Consider the following 18,450-nt stretch of genomic DNA (forward strand, 5'->3'; position numbering starts at 1 on the left):
ACTAGCCCGCCTTGCGCAGCCTCAGGGATTCGTAGAATGCGGTCTCGAAATTGATATAGCCGACGAACGATGTGGGATCGCCGAACGGCAGGATCTGGGTCGCCCAGTATCCGCCAAAACCGTTCTGCCGGTCGATCCAGTAGAACAGGTTGGCAAGGCCGGCCCAGCCGAGCGCGCCGGCGGGACGGCCGGTCGGAGCCTGCTCGTCATTGATCATGAAGCTCAGCGCCCAGGACTTCGACTGGCCGGGGAAGAATTCGGCGTCGTTGGCGAGCGAGGTGATCACGCCGGTGATCGCGGTGACCTTGTTGCTGCCGAGATGATTCTTCTCGGCCATCCGCACGGTCTCGGCCTTCAGCACGCGGCCGTGTTCGCCGGCGCCGTCGTTCAGCCACATCCGGATGAAGCGCATGTAATCGCCGATCGTGCCGTAAAGCCCGTGGCCGCCCATGTGGATTTCCGGATTGGCCGGTAGCTCGAAATCCATCGGCGTCAGCGAGCCGTCGGCGTTGCGGGCGTGGATCCCGGCGAGCTTGCGGCGCATCGCGTCGGTGAGCTCGAACGTCGTGTCCTGGATGCCGAGTGGTTCGAAGATCCGCGTCTTGAAGACCTCGCCGAGCCGACGGCCGGTGATCGCCTCGACGATCTGGCCGCACCAATCCATGTTGGTGCCATACTCCCACCGTTCACCCGGATCGAACAGCAGCGGGGTCATCAGCGACGCCTTGGACGCCGTGATGACGCTGGGCTGACCCTTCTCCTGCGCGAGGCGGTTATAGGTATGGTTGATGAAGTCGTAGCTCAGGCCAGCGCTATGAACCATCAGCATGCGGGTCGTGATGTCGCGCTTCGGTGCGCGCAGCACCGGCTCGCCCTTGTCGTCAAAGCCCTCGATCACCTGGAGCTTGCCGATATCGGGTGCATAGCTTTTGGCAGGCGCGTCGAGATCGAGCTTGCCCTCCTCGACGAGTTGCAGCACCGCGGTGCCCGTGATCGCCTTGGTGGTCGAGAAGATCGCGAACACGCTGTCGGTCGTCATGTCGGCCGGCTGGTCGAGCCGGCGCTTGCCGGCGGCGCCTTCATAGATGTTGCGATGCCGGTCGGTCACCATCGCAACCACGCCGGGGACACGCGGGTTTGAAGTCACGACGCCGTCGAGAATCGCATCTGCTGCCGCACTGAAATTCGTGCTCATTGTCTTCCTCCCATATTTTGTGATGTTGACGGCATAGTCCTACTGCATCGCAAATCCGCGATAGCCGCTCGCGGCCACCTCGTCGCATTTCTGGCGGTAGGTGCCGACACCGCCGCAATAGGACAGCACCCGGCGCGGCTTGCCCTCGACGTTCGAGCCGAGGTACCAGGAGTTGGTCTTCGCGATCAGCGTCGCGTTGGCGGTCTCGTCGTGATGCGCCACCCACTGATCCTCGGTATCCCTTGACGGCTCGATGACGCTCAGGTCCTTGCCGCGCATGTACTTGATGCAATCGTCGATCCACTCGACCTGCTGCTGCAGGCAGGTGGTCATGTTGCAGAGCGCGGCCGAAGGCGCGAGCGGCACCGCCGTCGTGAACAGGTTCGGATAGCCGTGAACCTGCAACCCCATGGTGGTGCGGATATCCCGGCCCCAATCCTCCTTCAGCGAACGGCCGTCGCGGCCGCGGATATCGATCCGCGTCAATGCGCCGGTACCGGCGTCGAACCCGGTCGCCAGGATGATGACGTCGAACTCGTGCACCGTGCCGTCGGCGGTCTGGATGCCCTCCGGTGTGATGCGGGCGATCGGATTATTCTTGACGCCGACGATCTCGACATTGGGCCGATGGAAAGCCTCGAGGAAATTGCTCTCCAGCGGCACCCGGTGCGTGCCGAAGCCGTAATCGGACGGGATCAGTTGCTCGCACAGTTTGGGGTCCTTGATCCGTTCGCGCATCTTCTCGCGCACGAATTCGGTGATCTCGGCGTTGACGGCTTCGTCGAAGAACAGTTCGGCGAAGGACGACACCCACAATTTGAGCGATCCGTGGTTCCAGCACTCCTCGATCACCTCGCGGCGCTGCGGCGGCGTCAGGTCGGCCCAGGCGTGCTCGAAGTCGAACTCGAAACCGGTAAAGGTCTTCGGCAGCCGTTCGGTGAGGAATTTGAACTTCGACTTGTAGGCTTCGGCATCCGACGCATCCCATTTCGGGTTCTTCATCGGGATGATGTATTGCGGGGTGCGGATGAACACCTTGAGATGGCCGACCTCGCCGGCGATCGACTGGATCACCTGGATTCCGGTGGCACCGTTGCCGACCACGCCGACACGCTTGCCGGCGAGCTCGATCGGTCCCTTGGGCCAACGCGCGGTATGGAACAGCTTGCCTTCGAACGTCTCCTGCCCGGGGAAGGACACGTGCGGGGCCGACAGCATGCCGCAGCAGGTGACCAGGAACTGGGTGTCGATCACGTCGCCCTTGTCGGTCGTGACCAGCCAGCGCTGCGTCGCCTCATCGAAATGCGCGCTCTTGACCGTGGTACCGAACTGGATGTCCTTCTTGAGGTCGAGGCGGTCGGCCACATAATTCAGCCAGCGCTCGATTTCCGGTTGCCCTGGAAAGCGTTCGCTCCAGCTCCAGCCTTTGTAGAGATCCTCGGAGAACAAATACTGATAGGTGTGGCCTTCGGAATCGAAGCGAGCACCGGGATAGCGGTTCCAGTACCAGGTGCCGCCGACGCTCGATCCGGCGTCAATAGCCCTGACGCTCAAGCCCTGCTCGCGCAGGCGGAACAATTGATAGAGCCCGGCAACGCCGGCACCGATCACCACGGCGTCGAATTTGGATGTCGCGTGCGTGCCATTGCTTCCATTGGACCTGGTTGCGGTCGCAGTCATGGTTTCCTCCTGGGTGTTTCGCACGCCCTTTCCCATCCGCTGCATCGCGGGATGACGGTGCGTTGCGCCAATTTGAGCCCCCGGCGGCATGAACGGAGCTGCCGGGACGCACAGGAGGCTATGGCGCTTGCGGCTTCCGGCGCTTGGACGAAACCGACAATCTCTGGAACGCGGCCGCGATCGCCGGTCGGCCATTGGTCTCCTTGGCAAACGGCGAAAGCGGCCTATTCTGGCCTCAGCCGTCCGGCCAAAAAGACAAGAAGAAGCGGTCAACCGCCGATGGTTTCCAGGGAGGAGGCTCGCGCGATGGGCCAGTTGATCACGGTCGAGGAACTGCCGCGCTACGCTCCCGGCGAGATGAAGCTGGATAGTTCGCCGGTCGGCCGGAACGATTTCCGGCTGCGCATCTTCCGCTACGCGCCATCAGACATCTGGGTCCCGCCGTCGGAGAACTTCCTCCTCGTGCTCTATCGCGACGGCGTGACGTCGATGAACCGCCGTGTCGGCAGTGCGTGGAAGCAGGATCACGTCGGTCGCGGCGTCACGTCGCTTTTGACGCGCGCCGAACCGTCAAGCTGGCACTGGAAGAACGACATCGAGGTCAGCCATTTCTACATCTCTCCTGCCTTGATGACGAAGACGGCGAGCGATGCCTTCGACCGCGACGCCGAGACGGTCGAGCTTCACGACCTGCTCAAGGTCGAAGATCCGATGCTGACCTGGATCAACGACCAGATGGTTCAGGAAGTCGCCGCCGGCGGTCCGGGTGGCCGCCTCTGCTACGACGCGCTGGCGCTACAGGCCAGCGTGCACATCCTGCGCAAATACGCCGCGATCGAGTTCAAGATGCCCTGCGCGCAGGGCAGGTTCAGGCCGGCGCATGCGCGGTTGATCGAGGACTATGTCGAGCAGAACATCTCCCGGAACATCACGCTGGAGGAGCTCGCCAACATCTGCAATTGCACGCCGGTGCAGTTCGCGCGCAAGTTCCGCGTCCACTACGGCACGCGGCCGCATGCCTATGTCCTGCGGCGCAAGGTCGAACGTGCATGCCAGCATCTGCGCAGGGATCGCGTGGCGCTGAAGGAGATCGCGCTGCTCGCAGGCTTCGCCGACCAGAGCCATCTCAATCGCGTGTTCCGGCAGCTCATGAACGTGACGCCGGCGGAGTACCGCCGGCAGGTCTGCGAGACGAAGCTCGAGGCGTGAGCGACGCGGGTCGGCGATCGGCCTACACTGACGGCGGATTGATCCGGGCGAAGCCCTCCTGGATGCGGTAGGGGTAGTATGGATACGGCGGCATCACCGCGCTGGCCTTGTCGAGCCGCGCGATCTGGTCCGGCGAGAGCGACCATCCGATCGCGCCGAGATTGTCGCGCAGCTGCGCCTCGTCGCGCGCGCCGATGATGACGGAAGACACGCTGGGACGCGTGAGCAGCCAGGCAATCGCGATCTGCGGCACGGTGCGGCCGGTTTCTGTGGCCACGGCGTCCAGCGCATCGACGATCGCGTAAAGCTTCTCGTCGTCGACCGCCGGACCGAACTGCGCGGTCTCATGCAGCCGGCTGTTCGCCGGCAGCTTCTGCCCGCGCCTGATCTTGCCGGTGAGGCGGCCCCAGCCGAGCGGGCTCCAGACCAGCGCGCCGACGCCCTGATCGAGCGCGAGCGGCATCAGCTCGGATTCATAGTCGCGGCCGACCAGCGAATAATAGACCTGGTGCGCGACGTAGCGCGGCCAGCCGTGCCGTTCGGCAATGCCGAGCGATTTCATCAAATGCCAGCCCGAGAAATTCGAGGCGCCGACATAACGCAGCTTGCCGGCGCGCACCAGCGTATCGAGCGTCGACAGCACCTCGTCGATCGGCGTGAAGGCGTCGAAGGCATGAAGCTGCAAAAGATCAATGTAGTCGGTGCCGAGCCGGCGCAGCGCAGCATCGACCGACGCGACGAGGCGATAGCGCGAGCTGCCGGCATCGAGCGGACCGTCACCCATCGGCAGGCCGGTCTTGGTCGAGATCAGCACCTTGTCGCGGCGGCCCTTGATCGCGGCACCGAGGATCTCTTCCGACGCACCGTTGGAATAGACGTCGGCGGTGTCGAACAAATTGACGCCGGCCTCGAGGCAGATGTCGATCAGCCGTCGCGCCTCGCTGGCGTCACTGCGTCCCCAAGCGGAGAACAAGGGTCCGTGGCCGCCGAAGGTGCCGGTGCCGAAGCTGAGCACGGGGACCTTCAGGCCGGACGCGCCGAGATTGCGGTATTCCATGGTCATACTCCTTGTGATGCTGTTCATTCCGCCGGGCACTGCGTGGCCAGCTCGACCGGCCGATCGAGCCGCAGGCTCCACAGCGCAAGCAGCAACCCGACCGCGGTGATCACGGCGGCAACCAGCGGCAGCGCGCCGAGACCGAGGCCGCGATCGATGGTGACGCCGCCGGCCCAGGCGCCGAGCGCGTTGCCGAGATTGAAGGCCGCGATGTTCAGGCTCGAGGCCAGCGTCCGCCCTTCGACGCCGGCGGCTTCCAGCACGCGAAGCTGCAGCGGCGCGACGGTTGCGAAGGCGGCGATGCCAAGCACGAACAGCAGCGCGACAACCAATGCCTTGATCGAGACGGCGGCCGAGAGCGCCACCAGAACAATGGCGAGCCCACCGAGCGACACCAGCAACGCACGCGCGAGTCCCTTGTCGGCGAGCCGCCCGCCCGCGACATTGCCGATCGCAAGGCCGGCGCCGAACACCAGCAGGATCGGCGACACCGCAGCGTCGGAGAATCCGGTCAGCCGCGTCAGGATCGGCTGCACATAGGTGAAGACCGCGAACAAGCCGCCGAAGCCGAACACCGTCATGGCAAGCCCGAGCAGCACCTGCGGCCGGCCGAGCACCGCGAGCTCCTCGCGCAGCGGCGCCGGCTTGTCCTTGGCGCCGACATGGCCGGGGACCAGCACCGCCAGCACGATGAAGGCGATCACGCCGATCACAGCCACCGCCCAGAACGCCGCGCGCCAGCCGAGCATCAGGCCGAACCAGGCGCCGAAGGGCACGCCGAGCAAGGTCGCGACCGTCAGCCCGATGAACATCGTGGCGATCGCCGACGCCTTCTTGTCTTCCGGGACCAGGCTTGTCGCGACCACCGAGCCGACGCCGAAGAAGGTGCCGTGCGCCAGCGAGGTGAGGATGCGCGCCGCCATGAGCAATTCGTAGTTCGGCGCCAGCGCGCAGGCCGCGTTGCCGAGCGTGAAGATGGCCATCAGCGCCAGCAACACCGCCTTGCGCGGCATCCACCGTGTCCCGAGGGTGAGGATCGGCGCGCCGACGAACACGCCGAGCGCGTAGCCGGAGATCAAAAGACCAGCCGCAGAGACCGAGACATGCATGTGGGCGGCGACCTGCAGCAGCAGTCCCATGATGAGGAATTCGGTGGTGCCGATGCCAAAGGCACCGGCGGTCAAGGCAAGGACTGCGAGAGGCATGTGTCGCTCCGGGAGTAAGGATTCCGCAATGCGACATAGCGGTCCGGGCGAGGAAGGATTAGAATGGCCGCAATCCAATCATTTGTGACGTGAATTCAAGATGGCCCGAATAGACACCAACCGCTCCGGCGAAATGGACGTGTTCGTCCGCGTCGTCGATCTCGGCGGCTTCACCGCTGCCGCAAACAGCCTGCGCCAGACGCCATCGGGCGTCAGCAAGCTGGTCTCCCGGCTCGAGACGCGGCTCGGCACGCGGCTGGTCAACCGCACCACGCGCAAGCTCCAACTCACCGAAGAGGGCCAGGCGTTCTATCAGCGCGCGCAGCGCATCCTCGCCGACATCGACGAGGCCGAACGCGAGGCCGCCTCCTGCGTGCCGCGCGGCCATCTCACCGTGAACAGCAACATCCCGTTCGGCATGCTGCATGTGATGCCGCTGCTGCCACGCTTCATGCGCGAGCATCCCGACATCACGCTCGACGTCGTGCTGACCGACACGCTGGTCGATCTGATGCAGGAGCGCGCCGATGTCGCGATCCGCGCCGGCCCGCTCGGCGCCTCGCGGCTGATCGCGCGCAAGCTCGGCACCAGCCGCATGGCGGTGGTCGCCGCGCCGTCCTATCTCGCGCGCTTCGGCATCCCGAAGACCCCGGCCGACCTCACCTCTCACCGCGGCATCGGCTGGACCTTTCCGCGCAGCATCCGCGGCTGGCCGTTCCGCCGCGCCGAAAAGATCGAGGAAGCACTGCCGCCGCCGGTCGCCCGCGCCAGCGACGGCGAGACCGCGCGCCAGCTCACGCTCGGCGGCATCGGGCTCGGACGGCTGGCGCTGTTTCACATCGGTCCCGACATCGAGGCCGGGCGCCTGGTACCGGTGCTGCAAAACCTCAATCCCGGCGATCGCGAGGATATCCACGCGGTCTATGTCGGCCATGCCGGCCCGCTGCCGGCACGGGTACGCGCCTTCATCGATTTCCTGGCACAACACATCCGCATCGGCGACCCGGCGCTGAAGCGCGGCCCGGACGGAAAATGGAAGATCGTGGGTGGCAAGTGAGCATGCGATGAACGACGCCCCGTCGACCTTCCAGACTGTCAGTGAGTCGATCCGCATCACCGCGGAACCCAAGCAGGTGTGGGACGCGGTCATGGATCCCAAAGCGGGCGAGGCATGGCGCAACGCCCATTTCAAGACGGACTGGCGGATCGGCGCACCGATCACGATCGAGGCCGAGATCGGCGCGAAGCGCTATCGCGACAAGGGGCGCGTCATCCGCGTCGAACCGCCAGTGCTGCTCGCATACGCCTATTGGTCGCGGGTCTCCGGCCTGCCGGATGTTCCGCAATCCTATGCGACGATCACGATGACGCTCGCGGCTGACGGCGGCGAGACGGTGCTGACCGTCACCCAGCAGGTGCCGCCGTCACCGGTCCGCCGCGGCAACGGATGGGAAATCGGCGCCGAGTCCGGCGCCAGGCATGTCGCCTTCTACTGGCGCATGGCGCTGCCGCGCCTGAAGCGGGCCGTCGAGCAAGGACGCGCCGCGCGATAGCGTGGCCTAGGTTCGCTTCAACAGATAGAGCCGCGTGACGTAGGGAAACACCACTTCCTCTGCATCGCCGAGACCAGCCTCGCGCAAGATCTCGTCCGTCCTGTCGCGAACGAGCGCCTTTTCGGCATCCGGAAGTGCCGCAACGTAGCTCGTCGACACGACGCGCTCGTAGACCCCGGACCGCGCCATCCGGTGCGGATGGTCCTGCACGATCTCCTGCTCCAGCGCGAAGCGCGGATCATTCAGGATCCAGCGCCAGCGCCCCGATTGATGCCGGGGCGTATCGCCGGCGTATTTTTCGATCATGCGCGACAACGCCAGGACCCACGGCGTGCCGTCATCCCTGACATTCCAGATCAACGCAAACGTTCCACCCGGACGCAGCAGCCGGGCAACCTCGGCGACCGACGCCTCGTTGTCGAACCAGTGAAAGGCCTGAGCGCAGGTGACGAGATCGACGCTACCGGTCTCAAGATCGATCGCATCGGCGCGGGTGTTGATGACCTCGATCCCTGCCTCGGTCGCGAGCTTCGCCGACATCTCGGTGACGGGCTCGATAGCGACCAGACGGGCCGTCTCGGATAAATGCGGAAGCAGCAGCCGGGTGAACTTGCCGGTTCCGGCACCGAGATCGACGACGCAATGCGCGGTCTGAAGCGGAAGGGCGGCAACGATGGCGGCCGGGTAGCCGGGGCGGCCGGTCTCGTAAGCACTGACCGCGACACGATAGTTTTCAGCCGTGGGGTTCAGTGTCATACGCTTCTCCTGCGAGCCGAGCGGTGTACCCTGCCACCTTGCCTGACGGTTATAGAGCAGCGAGCGCGCCGGACCGGAAGAGCGTGTCGAGTCACGTTTCGCTGAACGTTCGTCACTTTGCTGTCACAGCCGCTCCCGGAGCAGAGCCATACTCCTGGCGGCGCACACGCACGCACCGAAAGGGTTGGCAAGTCAGGCCAAAGCCGCTAAAGGTCCGCCCCCTTTCACATCAAATTCCGAGCATGACATGTCGAGCGCCCCGCCCGCCGTCTCGATTGGCGTCGATTTTGGCACCAGCAACACCGTGGTCGCGCTGTCCGATGGTGACGGCCGGGTCGAGGCAATTCGCTTCGACCACGGCGGCCGCACGCATAGCGTCTATGTGTCCGCGCTGTGCTTCTGGGAGGAACGGCCGGGCGCCGGCCTGCATCCGCGCGCCGAGGGTGGTCCGTGGGCGATCGAGCAGTTCCTCGAGGGACGCACGATCCATCGCTTCATCCAGTCGTTCAAGACCTTTGCGGCAAGCTCGGCCTTCAACACCACCCAGATCTTCCGGCAACGCTACAAGTTCGAGGATCTGCTGGCGGCGTTTCTGCGCACGCTGACGCGCCATGCCGGCGAAGGCTTCGATTTGGGCGCGCCGACCATCATGGTCGGCCGCCCGGTGAAGTTTGCCGGCGGCAATCCCAATGACGAGCTCGCCATGCAACGTTACCGCGCCGCGTTCGAGCGGCTCGGCGCCGGCCACGCGCGCTATGTCTACGAGCCGGTCGGCGCGGCGTTCTCCTTCGCGCGCAGCCTCGACCACGACGCCACGGTGCTGGTCGCCGATTTCGGCGGCGGCACCAGCGACTTCTCCGTGATGCGGTTCTCGCGCAAGGGCGGCGTGCTGCGCGCCGAACCGCTCGGGCATGCCGGCATCGGCATCGCCGGCGACACTTTCGACTACCGCATCGTCGACCACATCGTCTCGCCGCGGCTCGGCAAGGGCACCAACTACCGCTCGTTCGACAAGGTGCTGCCGATTCCCAATCACTATTATTCGAGCCTCGCGCGCTGGCATCAGCTCGCGATGATGCGGGGCAATGGCGATTTGCGCGAATTGCAGCAGCTCGCCCGCACCGCGATCGATCCGGCGCCGCTGCACGATTTCATCACCATCGTCGACCACGATCTCGGCTTTGCGCTCTACCGCGCCGTCTCCGACACCAAGGTCGCGCTGTCGAGCAGCGACCGCGTCGAGTTCCGCTTCGCCCGCGAAGGCATCGATATCGGCGCCACCGTGACGCGCGACGATTTCGAATCCTGGATCGCCGACGACATCGAGCGGCTCGGTGCCACGGTCGACGAGGCGCTGGCGAAATCCGGCATCACTGCGCGCGACGTCGAGAAGGTGTTCTTGACCGGCGGCACCTCGTTCGTGCCGGCGGTGCAGCGGCTGTTTGCCGAACGCTTCGGCGAAGCGCGGCTGACCTCGGCGGATCAATTCGAATCGATCGCCTATGGTCTCGCCCTGATCGGCCGTACCGCCGATCCCGACCGCTGGACTTTTGCCGAAGCGGCGTGACCCGCTGCCTCGTGCCTTGATCCCGGCCCAATAGCCGACTACATCAGTTCAATCATCAATCCCTGAGGATGCCGACAGCAATGGATTTCACCCTGACAGCAAAGCCCATCCGCCTTGCCCACGGGGATATCCATGCCAGCATCGATTACGCTCTCCCATCTGACCCTGTCCGCGCCTGACGGCCGGGTTCTCCTCTCCAATCTCGATCTCAGTTTCGGCCCCGAGCGGACCGGCCTTGTCGGCAGGAACGGCGTCGGCAAGACGACGCTGCTCGGCCTGATCGCCGGCCGGCAGGCGCCGCACTCCGGCACGGTCTCGGTGAAGGGACGCGTCGCGATGCTGCATCAGACGGTTCAGGCGCATCCGGACGAGTGTATCGTCGATCTGTTCGGCGCGCGCCGCGCAATGGCCGCGTTGCGCCGTGCCGAACAGGGCCTTGCGACCGCTGACGAGCTCGCGGATGTCGACTGGACACTCGACAGCCGGATCGCGGCCGCGCTCGCGCGCGTTGGACTGGACAATGTGCCCGACACGCCACTTGCGATGCTGTCCGGCGGACAGGCCACACGGGCGCGCCTCGCGGCGCTGACTTTTGCAGAACCCGACTTCCTGCTGCTCGACGAGCCCACCAACAATCTCGACCGCAAGGGGCGCAGGGCGGTGGTCGACCTGCTCGCCGGTTGGCGGCACGGCGCCATCATCGTCAGCCACGACCGCGAGCTGCTGGAGAGGATGGATGCGATCGTCGAGCTGTCCTCGCTGGAAGCAAGGCGCTATGGCGGCAATTGGAGCGCGTACCGCGCACGCAAGGCGATCGAGCTCGCAGCCGCACGACACGACCTGGATGATGCCGAGAAGCGCGTCGCCGAGATCGATCGCAAGGCACGGGAAGCCACGGAACGGAAGGCGCGCAAGGACAGTGCCGGCGCGAAGCAGCGCGCCAAGGGCGACATGCCGCGCATCGCGGCCGGGCTGCGTAGAGATCGCAGCGAAGACACCGGCGGCGAGGCCGCCCGCCTCGCCGAGCGCCGGCAGACGCAGGCGCGCGAGCTTGCCGCCGCGGCGCGCCAACGCATCGAAGTGCTGCAACCGTTCTCGGTGCGACTGCCGTCGACGCATCTGCCGGCGAGCCGGATGGTGCTGCGGATCGAAGCCGCTGACGCCGGTTATACCGCGGACGCGCTGATCCTGCGTGGTCTCAGCTTCTCTATCTCGGGTCCAGAGCGCGTCGCGATCACAGGCCCGAACGGCACCGGCAAGACCACGCTGCTCAAGCTCGTCAGCGGTGACCTTGCCCCAGCGTGCGGCACCGTCGAGGTGATGACCCGCTTTGCGTTGTTCGATCAGGCGGTCAGTCTGCTCGATGCCTCATGCTCCATCCTGGACAATTTCCGCCGCATCAATCCGGAGGCCGATGAGAACGCCTGTCGCGCCGCGCTGGCGCGATTCATGTTTCGCGCCGATGCAGCGCTGCAATTGGTCTCCAGCCTCAGCGGCGGGCAACTGCTTCGCGCCGGCCTTGCCTGCGTGCTGGGCGGCCCGACACCGCCGCCGCTGCTGATCCTCGACGAGCCGACCAACCATCTCGACATCGAATCCATGGAAGCGGTCGAGGCCGGGTTACGCGCCTATGACGGCGCGCTGCTGGTGGTCAGCCACGACGAGGCGTTCCTCGAGGCGATCGCGATCACCCGCAGGTTCGAGCTCGGTGCTGGCACCCGATCGCGAGAGGCCTGATTGTCCGGCTCCCACCAAAATATCGAAAACAACCCCATGCAAAGGAGCCCGCGGCCACCGCGACCGGCTGAGCGGCGGTCAATTGGGGCAATATCCTCCGGGCAAAAATTTGGAGGGCATGTCACGTTTCGAGCCGCTGCCTTGTCTTAGCCTCTGTAATGGCAGCAGCAGAGGACACCATGGATACTATCGGAACCGGAGGCGGTCGGACCCTGATCGCGATCGTCTATCATAGCGCCTACGGCCATACCCGGCGGCAGGCGGAGGCCGTCAGGTCCGGCGTTGGGGATATCGATGGCGCGGAGGCGCTGCTGGTGCCAGTCGAGAACGTGGAACAGAACTGGGATCATCTGCTGGGTGCGGAAGCACTGATCTTCGGCACGCCGACCTACATGGGAGCTGCGTCTGCAACCTTCAAAGCGTTTCAGGAAGCAACGTCGCGTGCGGTGATGTCCAAGGGCTACCGGTGGAAGGACAAGCTCGCAGCCGGCTTCACCAATTCGGGGGCACATGCCGGCGACAAGCTGTCCACATTGATCCAGCTTGCCCTGTTCGCCGCCCAGCACGGCATGCACTGGATCAATCTCGATCTGCCGCCCGGGAACAACTCCGCATCGGGATCGGACGCCGACCCGAACCGGCTGGGGTTCTGGCTCGGAGCCGGGGCGCAGTCGAACACCGACGAGGGTGCGGATACCGCACCGCCCGAATCCGATCTCGCGACCGCGCGCCATTTGGGCCAGCGGGTGGCGAAGGCCGCGTTGCAGTTTGCGCGTGGCCGTGACGCAGCCGCAGCGGCCGTTCGGGCGGCGTCATGAAAGACGCGGCCGAAACATCGGCGGCCGAGATCTTCGCCGAGCTGCGTCCGCGCCTGATCCGGCTGGCCTATCGGATGCTGGGCTCGGTGGCCGACGCGGAGGATGTCGTGCACGACGCCTGGCTGCGCTGGCTCGCCGCCGACCACGATCAGATCCGCGATCCCAAGGCGCTGCTGCACACCATCGTCACGCGATTGTCGCTCAACGAATTGAAATCCGCACGGCGCCGGCGGACCAGCTATGTCGGACCGTGGCTGCCCGAACCGTTCTTCGATCCGGAGCAAGAGGAGTCGGCCGACGACCTGACCCTGCCGTTGATGATTGCGCTGGAACGCCTGTCGCCGTTGGAACGGGCGGCGTTTCTGCTGCATGACGTGTTCGGGTTGGAGTTCGAGGCCGTGTCCGAGACGATCGGGCGCGAGGCCGCGACTTGCCGCAAGCTTGCGAGCCGCGCACGCGCGCACATCCACGATGCCAGGCCGCGCTTCGTCGTCGGCAATGAAGAAGGCCTGCGGCTGGCAAATGCCTTCTTCACGGCGACACGGACCGGTGACCTCGCCGCGTTGCGCGCGATGCTCGCCGAAGACGTCGTGGTCTATGCCGATGGCGGCGGCCGGGTTCCGGCACCGATCCGGCCTCTGGTCGGGTGTGACGCCGCGATGGAGCGCTTTGCGGGGCTCGCCCGCCTGTTCGCCGTGCATCCCTCACGATTGATCCGCTACGCGATCATCAACGGATTGCCGGGCTTCATCACCATCGAGGGCGATCTCGTTCAAACGACCGCATTGCATATCGAAAACGAAACCGTCGTCGCGATCTATGTAACCCGCAATCCCGACAAGCTGCACAACGTGCCTGATGTGACGGGATGGCGAAACTGATCGCGCGTCCCGCGCGGCCGCATCGACGCGCAGGGCTCGCAATGAGGCCACGGCACGCAGCGATCGATCTCCCTCGCCGAGGCTCTCGGATCACGGCGAAGGCAGATCGGATAATGAACAGCCGGACACGCGTCGCCCTGGGGTGGGTTGAAGGCGCGGTGCCCGGCTGTCAGGCCGCGCGGCGGTGCGGCCATCCGCCAGCCCCGCTCATCCCCATGGACGAGGCCGTCGGAATTCAATCTCGCCGGTTGCTAAATCCGCGCCGTCGAATGCAGCGCGTTTCGCCAAAGGGCAAAGGCGACGAAGCCAGCCAGCAACAAACAGCCGCCACCGGCCGCGATCAAAAAATGCGCGAACGTCATCTTGAACATCCAAATTGAGGTACGTCATGCGGCGCGAGATGCGCCGCAACCTGGCAATCAACAGCACTTCAGGAATTGATTTGCCCCGCCGGCCGCCGCCGAACAGCCCGAAAGGTGGCTGGCACTGCGCTCTGCCCACCCTTCGATTTCAGAGAGATCGTCAAGCCACTCGGCTCTTGCCCCTCATCGCGCGGTTCGTCACACCGCTCAATTGTCACGAGGATAATCGATAAAATTGTATCGACAATCGAAAGGGAAAATTAAGGTTAACGAGGTGCACCGAGGCGCACCAACAGGCTCGTTTCGCCGAGGACCACTTTTGTCACGATGCAACGCGGCTCCCAGTCGCGCTCGCGAGGCGCTCGCATGCGTGCCCGTCCGGCGAGGTGAAGCCGCTTCAACAGTCTCCTCATCGAGGCCGGCAATGAAGAAGGCCTGCAGCTCGCAAATGCCTTCTTCACGGCGATACGGACGGCCACCTTGCCGCGTTGCGCGCGTTGCTCGCCGAAGATGTCGCGGTCTATGCCGATGGCGGCGGCCGGGTGCCGGCACCTGTTCGACCGCTGGTCGGGCTCGAAGCCGCGATGGAACGCGATGCGGGGCTCGCGCGCCTGTTCGTCGCGCGCCCCTCACGCTTGATCCGCTATGCGACCATCAACGGATTGCCGGGCTTCATCACCATCAGACATCGCGTCGCCAACCAGCGTCGGCAGCTTTGGCGTCGCAAAGACCAAGTCTCTTGAAGCGATTGCGGCTCGCTAACAGAGCAAGACGCCTGAGATATGCAAATTAGCAAGTACAAGGCGGGCTAGCGAAACGTCATGATTGTTCGACCTAGCGCGAAGCTAGTCATCGCTTCGCGCCTCAGTTTGACAATCGTACCGTGAAGGCCGAATTTAGATCCGTCGACTGAATGCTGAGGTTACGTAACTCTTCGAGCATCGCAAAGATCAGCGCCGTGTTTTGCGAATAGTGGGGAACGCAAAAGAATTGCCCTGCGTAGTTGACACTTACATAACATCCCTCGGATGCGTCAGACCTAATGTTGATAAACGGCTCACCCTCCCGGAGGAAGTTCTTATAAGCCGCCGAGTGATAACGAAAATTGCCACCTTGCTGCTCACCAAACATCAAGCCGTAGAAGCGATACACGGAGGCTGGCGAACGAAACGACAGCGTAACGTTGAAAGTGCCGACACCCTCGATCGTCAACTGTTGATCGGTACTTTCGCGCGTCGATCCCTTCTTTTGAGGCGCCGGTGACGGCGAGCCGGCTTTGGCAGTTGCGGCGTCCGGTGCAGCTGGAGGGTGGGCCGCGTCCTTGGGCCCTTTCGCCGCCGCTCCCTTTTTGCTCGCATCCAGAGCCTGCACCGCCTGGAACTTCTTGGCTGATTGGCCGCAGACGGGGTCCGCGCGATACCCTATCGCCGCACGACTTCGATCAAAACAGATGTGACCACTGGCCTGTGGCTGATCTTTCTGCGCGACGTTTTCAAGCGGCATCAGCTCCGACGTCAAGCCGGCCGATATCAAGATGCGCATCATTTCGACAAAGGCATTGTAATTGCAGTATCGTTCGAAAACGACGAGGTCATCCTTTGTATAGTCCCCGGTTAGACGACCACAGTGTGGGTCCAGTGGCGCGACAGTGACGTTGTTCTCAAACCGAACAATCCAGTTACCGACCTTCAGAACAATCGCGTCGAGCAGCGAATAAAACACCGCCTCTCGGGGGTGAGAGGCGGCGAGAAGGGCAACAGTTCGCGGAGAGACCGGCGACAGCATTGCGCTCTGGAAACCAGTAGAAACAAGCGGATTTGACTGATATCCCCCGGTTGCTTGACTGCTGAGGGAGTTAGTCACCGCAAACTGATGCTGCGCTGCCGTCTGCGCGGGTCCTATCGTGATTGTGGGCAAGCCCGTGCTCAACGTCTCTTGCTGGCCGCCTGTCACCTGCGTAATGGCGACGAAGTTCATGCTCTGATAACGGCTTGAGCGAATGACATTCAACAGCGTTTCGCTGTTCAGCGCGCTTTGCGACTGAAGATTCGCGCGATAAACGCGATCGTCAAATTGATCGACGAACGCACACGCGCCAACAGAAATACTCACCGTCGCCGCGGCGACCAACTGTCTTACGTGCATCGCGGGAGAGCCCCATCTCCAGAAAGGCACTTGAAGAGCCTAGTGTGAGCGTTGTTTTAGCTAATTTCAAGTGGTACTGTCAGTGCATTCTCTACCATCGATTGAGATAGGGATTTGCCGATGCGATCTTTTTTCCTGCTCGTTTTGGGCGGGCTGATCACCGTGCCGACGGCGGCGTCGTCCGAGCAGGGCTGCCAGAAGGAAGCGAGCGTTCAGACCGACAGTGTACCTCGGCATGGCTGCGGTACCGATCCGTTTAGCTTGAGGCCCGATAGCCCGTTCAGTGACGAGCTCAACGACAAATTCAAAAAGGGATTTGAAGCACCAATTGAGGGCAATGTCGCACCTCGGTCACCTTCCAACAGGGCTGGCCCGAAGATCCGCTCTCCTGGCTCCTTATAGGTAGCCTGACGCCAGCGCATTCATCCGCTGCGTCTCTAGCGCTCTGACTCTCTTCTTCGAGCGACAAATAGGGGCCTTTTATTGCTAGGCGCGTGCGCTGGACAGACAGGGGTCTAGCCGGTCCTGCCATTGATTAAGAGAAGCGCCAATACGTCAGATCGTGGCACAACATCCGCAAACCGTGCGGGTCTCGAATCGCCCCCCAATGCCGGTGGACCGAGACGAGGCAAGGAGCACCTGATAGGCGGCAAAGTCCTCGACCACCTGCAGACGAAGCGTCACACGATCGGTTGGAACGTCCTGCGTCACGGGCTGACGGTCACGCGCCGCGGACCGCGTCACGGCCAGCCGCGGCTTTCTGGTCTAGCGCAGCCGGGTGGCTTTAGCGGGATCGGATTTGTTCGTGGATGGCGGAGAGGGAGGGATTCGAACCCCCGATAGGCTTGCACCTATGCCGCATTTCGAGTGCGGTGCATTCAACCACTCTGCCACCTCTCCAGCGGCCCAGGTGATTTGCGCCACCCGCGGTCGGGGCGTGTTCTAGGCGAGGATGGCGGGACAGACAAGGCGCTGCAATAATATTTCCGTCACCGCTGCCTCATACCACCGAAACACCGGGCCGACGTGAGAAAGTGCGCGGAAACAAGGCGCTAGCGGGACACCTCGGGTTCGGCCGGCGCACGCGCGAGCCGGAAACTGCAGGAGCGGACCATGGATCATGCAACGATTCGGGCCAATGGCGCGGCGTTCCACGTTGCGCGGACCGGGAGCGGCCCGCCGCTGTTGCTGCTGCACGGCTGGCCGGAGTTCTGGCTGACCTGGAAGCCTGTGATGGCGCGACTCGCCGACCGCTACACCCTGATCGCGCCCGACCTGCGCGGCTTCGGCGACAGCGACAAGCCGATAGGCGCGTACGGCCCCGACCAGCATACCGACGACATGCTGGCGCTGCTGGATGCGCTCGGCATCGACCGAGCCGGCGTGGTCGGCCACGACGTCGGCGGCGCCGTGATGCAGCCGCTCGCCCGCAAGGCGCCGGAGCGCATCGCCGGGCTGTTCTTCTTCGATTTCGTCTATCCCGGCATCGGGCCGCGGATGGCCGCGCCCGACCGGCTGAACCACATCTGGTACCAGTCGTTCCACCAGATGGAGATGGCGCCCGCGCTGGTCGGCGCCAACAGAGACAGCTGCCGCATTTATATCGGCCACTTCCTGCACAACTGGACGCACCGCAAGACCGCGTTCGACGACGTGATCGAGGATTTTGCCGACAACTTCTTCAAGCCCGGCAACCTCGCCGGCGGCTTTGCGCATTACCGCGCCTCGCATGCGGGGCGCGTGAAGATGATGCAGGGCGAGGCGCCCGTGCTGCCGCCGATCGCGGTGCCGACCTGCATCCGCTGGGCCGAGCACGACCCGCTGTTTCCCTATCAATGGACCGACCGGCTGGGCGACACCTTTTCCAACCTGGACCTCAAGATGTTTCCCGACGTCGGGCATTTCCCGCATCGCGAGGACCCCGATCGCGCAGCCGCCGAGATCAGAGGCTTCTTCGGGCGGATCAACTGGACGTAGAAAGTGGTGGGACCGCCAGGACGCGACAAAAACTGGCGGTCCCGTGCCGCTTTTCAATATTGCTGGCCGGGAAGTGCGGCTTCGCCGGTCGGCGGGAGCGACACGGTCCACGGTAGCGGCCGGCGCCGGATCGGCAATTCGAACCCGATCTTAACCTAACCGGTCAACCTTACCGTGCGATCCGGGCTACGTCCGTGCTAACCTCCCCTTGAAAAGGGGAGGTCGCTTTGCTCGCCAGAGCAAAGCGGGTGGGGATCAGCTCTCTCCGCATACAGCATCGCCTGCGGCTGCCCCCCATCCCGACCTTC

At 64.1% G+C, this 18,450-nt stretch carries 17 protein-coding genes and 1 tRNA gene; 11 read left to right on the plus strand and 7 right to left on the minus strand.

Annotated elements, in window-relative coordinates:
• Position 1: 1 nt before the first annotated feature.
• Together BI327_RS29185 and BI327_RS29190 are read right to left on the minus strand one after the other, a co-directional pair.
• Complete coding sequence (locus BI327_RS29185; protein ID WP_076864704.1) at positions 2-1,195, minus strand: serine hydrolase domain-containing protein; 1,194 nt, start codon at positions 1,193-1,195, stop codon at positions 2-4.
• Positions 1,196-1,234: 39 nt separating this feature from the next.
• Positions 1,235-2,875: a flavin-containing monooxygenase gene (locus BI327_RS29190; protein ID WP_076864858.1), complete on the minus strand. Its 1,641-nt coding sequence runs from the start codon at positions 2,873-2,875 to the stop codon at positions 1,235-1,237.
• Positions 2,876-3,181: 306 nt separating this feature from the next.
• On the opposite strand from BI327_RS29190, the gene BI327_RS29195 reads away from it, so the two are divergent.
• Entirely contained in the window at positions 3,182-4,084 is a 903-nt protein-coding gene (locus tag BI327_RS29195) for a helix-turn-helix domain-containing protein (protein ID WP_076864705.1), read from the plus strand.
• A gap of 22 nt (positions 4,085-4,106) precedes the next feature.
• On the opposite strand, the gene BI327_RS29200 is transcribed toward BI327_RS29195, so the two are convergent.
• Positions 4,107-5,141: an aldo/keto reductase gene (locus tag BI327_RS29200; RefSeq protein ID WP_076864859.1), complete on the minus strand. Its 1,035-nt coding sequence runs from the start codon at positions 5,139-5,141 to the stop codon at positions 4,107-4,109.
• A 23-nt stretch (positions 5,142-5,164) separates the two neighbouring features.
• Positions 5,165-6,346, minus strand: coding sequence for an MFS transporter (locus BI327_RS29205; protein WP_076864706.1), 1,182 nt, complete (start codon positions 6,344-6,346; stop codon positions 5,165-5,167).
• 100 nt (positions 6,347-6,446) lie between these two features.
• Here BI327_RS29205 and BI327_RS29210 point away from each other — a divergent pair, with 100 nt between their 5' ends.
• Positions 6,447-7,403 (plus strand): LysR family transcriptional regulator, encoded by a 957-nt coding sequence (locus BI327_RS29210; protein ID WP_076864707.1) that lies wholly within the window; start codon positions 6,447-6,449, stop codon positions 7,401-7,403.
• Between the two features lie 7 nt (positions 7,404-7,410).
• Positions 7,411-7,899: an SRPBCC family protein gene (locus BI327_RS29215; RefSeq protein ID WP_076864708.1), complete on the plus strand. Its 489-nt coding sequence runs from the start codon at positions 7,411-7,413 to the stop codon at positions 7,897-7,899.
• 6 nt (positions 7,900-7,905) lie between these two features.
• On the opposite strand, the gene BI327_RS29220 is transcribed toward BI327_RS29215, so the two are convergent.
• Positions 7,906-8,655: a class I SAM-dependent methyltransferase gene (locus BI327_RS29220; protein WP_076864709.1), complete on the minus strand. Its 750-nt coding sequence runs from the start codon at positions 8,653-8,655 to the stop codon at positions 7,906-7,908.
• A 247-nt stretch (positions 8,656-8,902) separates the two neighbouring features.
• On the opposite strand from BI327_RS29220, the gene BI327_RS29225 reads away from it, so the two are divergent.
• The 6 genes from BI327_RS29225 (at position 8,903) to BI327_RS29245 (ending at position 14,763) form a co-directional block, all read left to right on the plus strand.
• A complete protein-coding gene (locus tag BI327_RS29225; RefSeq protein WP_076864710.1) occupies positions 8,903-10,222 on the plus strand; it encodes an Hsp70 family protein in 1,320 nt (439 codons plus the stop codon).
• Positions 10,223-10,354: 132 nt separating this feature from the next.
• A complete protein-coding gene (locus tag BI327_RS29230) occupies positions 10,355-11,959 on the plus strand; it encodes an ABC-F family ATP-binding cassette domain-containing protein (protein WP_076864711.1) in 1,605 nt (534 codons plus the stop codon).
• A gap of 179 nt (positions 11,960-12,138) precedes the next feature.
• Entirely contained in the window at positions 12,139-12,777 is a 639-nt protein-coding gene (locus tag BI327_RS29235; protein ID WP_076864712.1) for a flavodoxin family protein, read from the plus strand.
• Positions 12,774-13,658, plus strand: coding sequence for a sigma-70 family RNA polymerase sigma factor (locus BI327_RS29240; RefSeq protein ID WP_076864713.1), 885 nt, complete (start codon positions 12,774-12,776; stop codon positions 13,656-13,658). Before BI327_RS29235 ends, BI327_RS29240 begins: the two co-directional genes overlap by 4 nt.
• A gap of 215 nt (positions 13,659-13,873) precedes the next feature.
• Positions 13,874-14,038, plus strand: a complete 165-nt coding sequence (locus BI327_RS42455) for a hypothetical protein (RefSeq protein WP_159450494.1) — start codon at positions 13,874-13,876, stop codon at positions 14,036-14,038.
• Between the two features lie 479 nt (positions 14,039-14,517).
• Positions 14,518-14,763, plus strand: coding sequence for a hypothetical protein (locus BI327_RS29245; RefSeq protein WP_245334970.1), 246 nt, complete (start codon positions 14,518-14,520; stop codon positions 14,761-14,763).
• Between the two features lie 121 nt (positions 14,764-14,884).
• Here BI327_RS29245 and BI327_RS29250 read toward each other — a convergent pair whose 3' ends face one another.
• Positions 14,885-16,165, minus strand: coding sequence for a hypothetical protein (locus tag BI327_RS29250; protein WP_076864715.1), 1,281 nt, complete (start codon positions 16,163-16,165; stop codon positions 14,885-14,887).
• Positions 16,166-16,285: 120 nt separating this feature from the next.
• Here BI327_RS29250 and BI327_RS41935 point away from each other — a divergent pair, with 120 nt between their 5' ends.
• Complete coding sequence (locus BI327_RS41935; RefSeq protein WP_143271707.1) at positions 16,286-16,567, plus strand: hypothetical protein; 282 nt, start codon at positions 16,286-16,288, stop codon at positions 16,565-16,567.
• 408 nt (positions 16,568-16,975) lie between these two features.
• Here the strand turns inward: BI327_RS41935 and BI327_RS29255 are convergent.
• Positions 16,976-17,065, minus strand: a tRNA-Ser gene (locus tag BI327_RS29255).
• Positions 17,066-17,278: 213 nt separating this feature from the next.
• Here BI327_RS29255 and BI327_RS29260 point away from each other — a divergent pair.
• Positions 17,279-18,142: an alpha/beta fold hydrolase gene (locus tag BI327_RS29260; protein WP_076864716.1), complete on the plus strand. Its 864-nt coding sequence runs from the start codon at positions 17,279-17,281 to the stop codon at positions 18,140-18,142.
• Positions 18,143-18,450 lie beyond the last annotated feature (308 nt).

Origin of the sequence: Bradyrhizobium mercantei (assembly GCF_001982635.1) — a bacterium.
Classification (GTDB): domain Bacteria; phylum Pseudomonadota; class Alphaproteobacteria; order Rhizobiales; family Xanthobacteraceae; genus Bradyrhizobium; species Bradyrhizobium mercantei.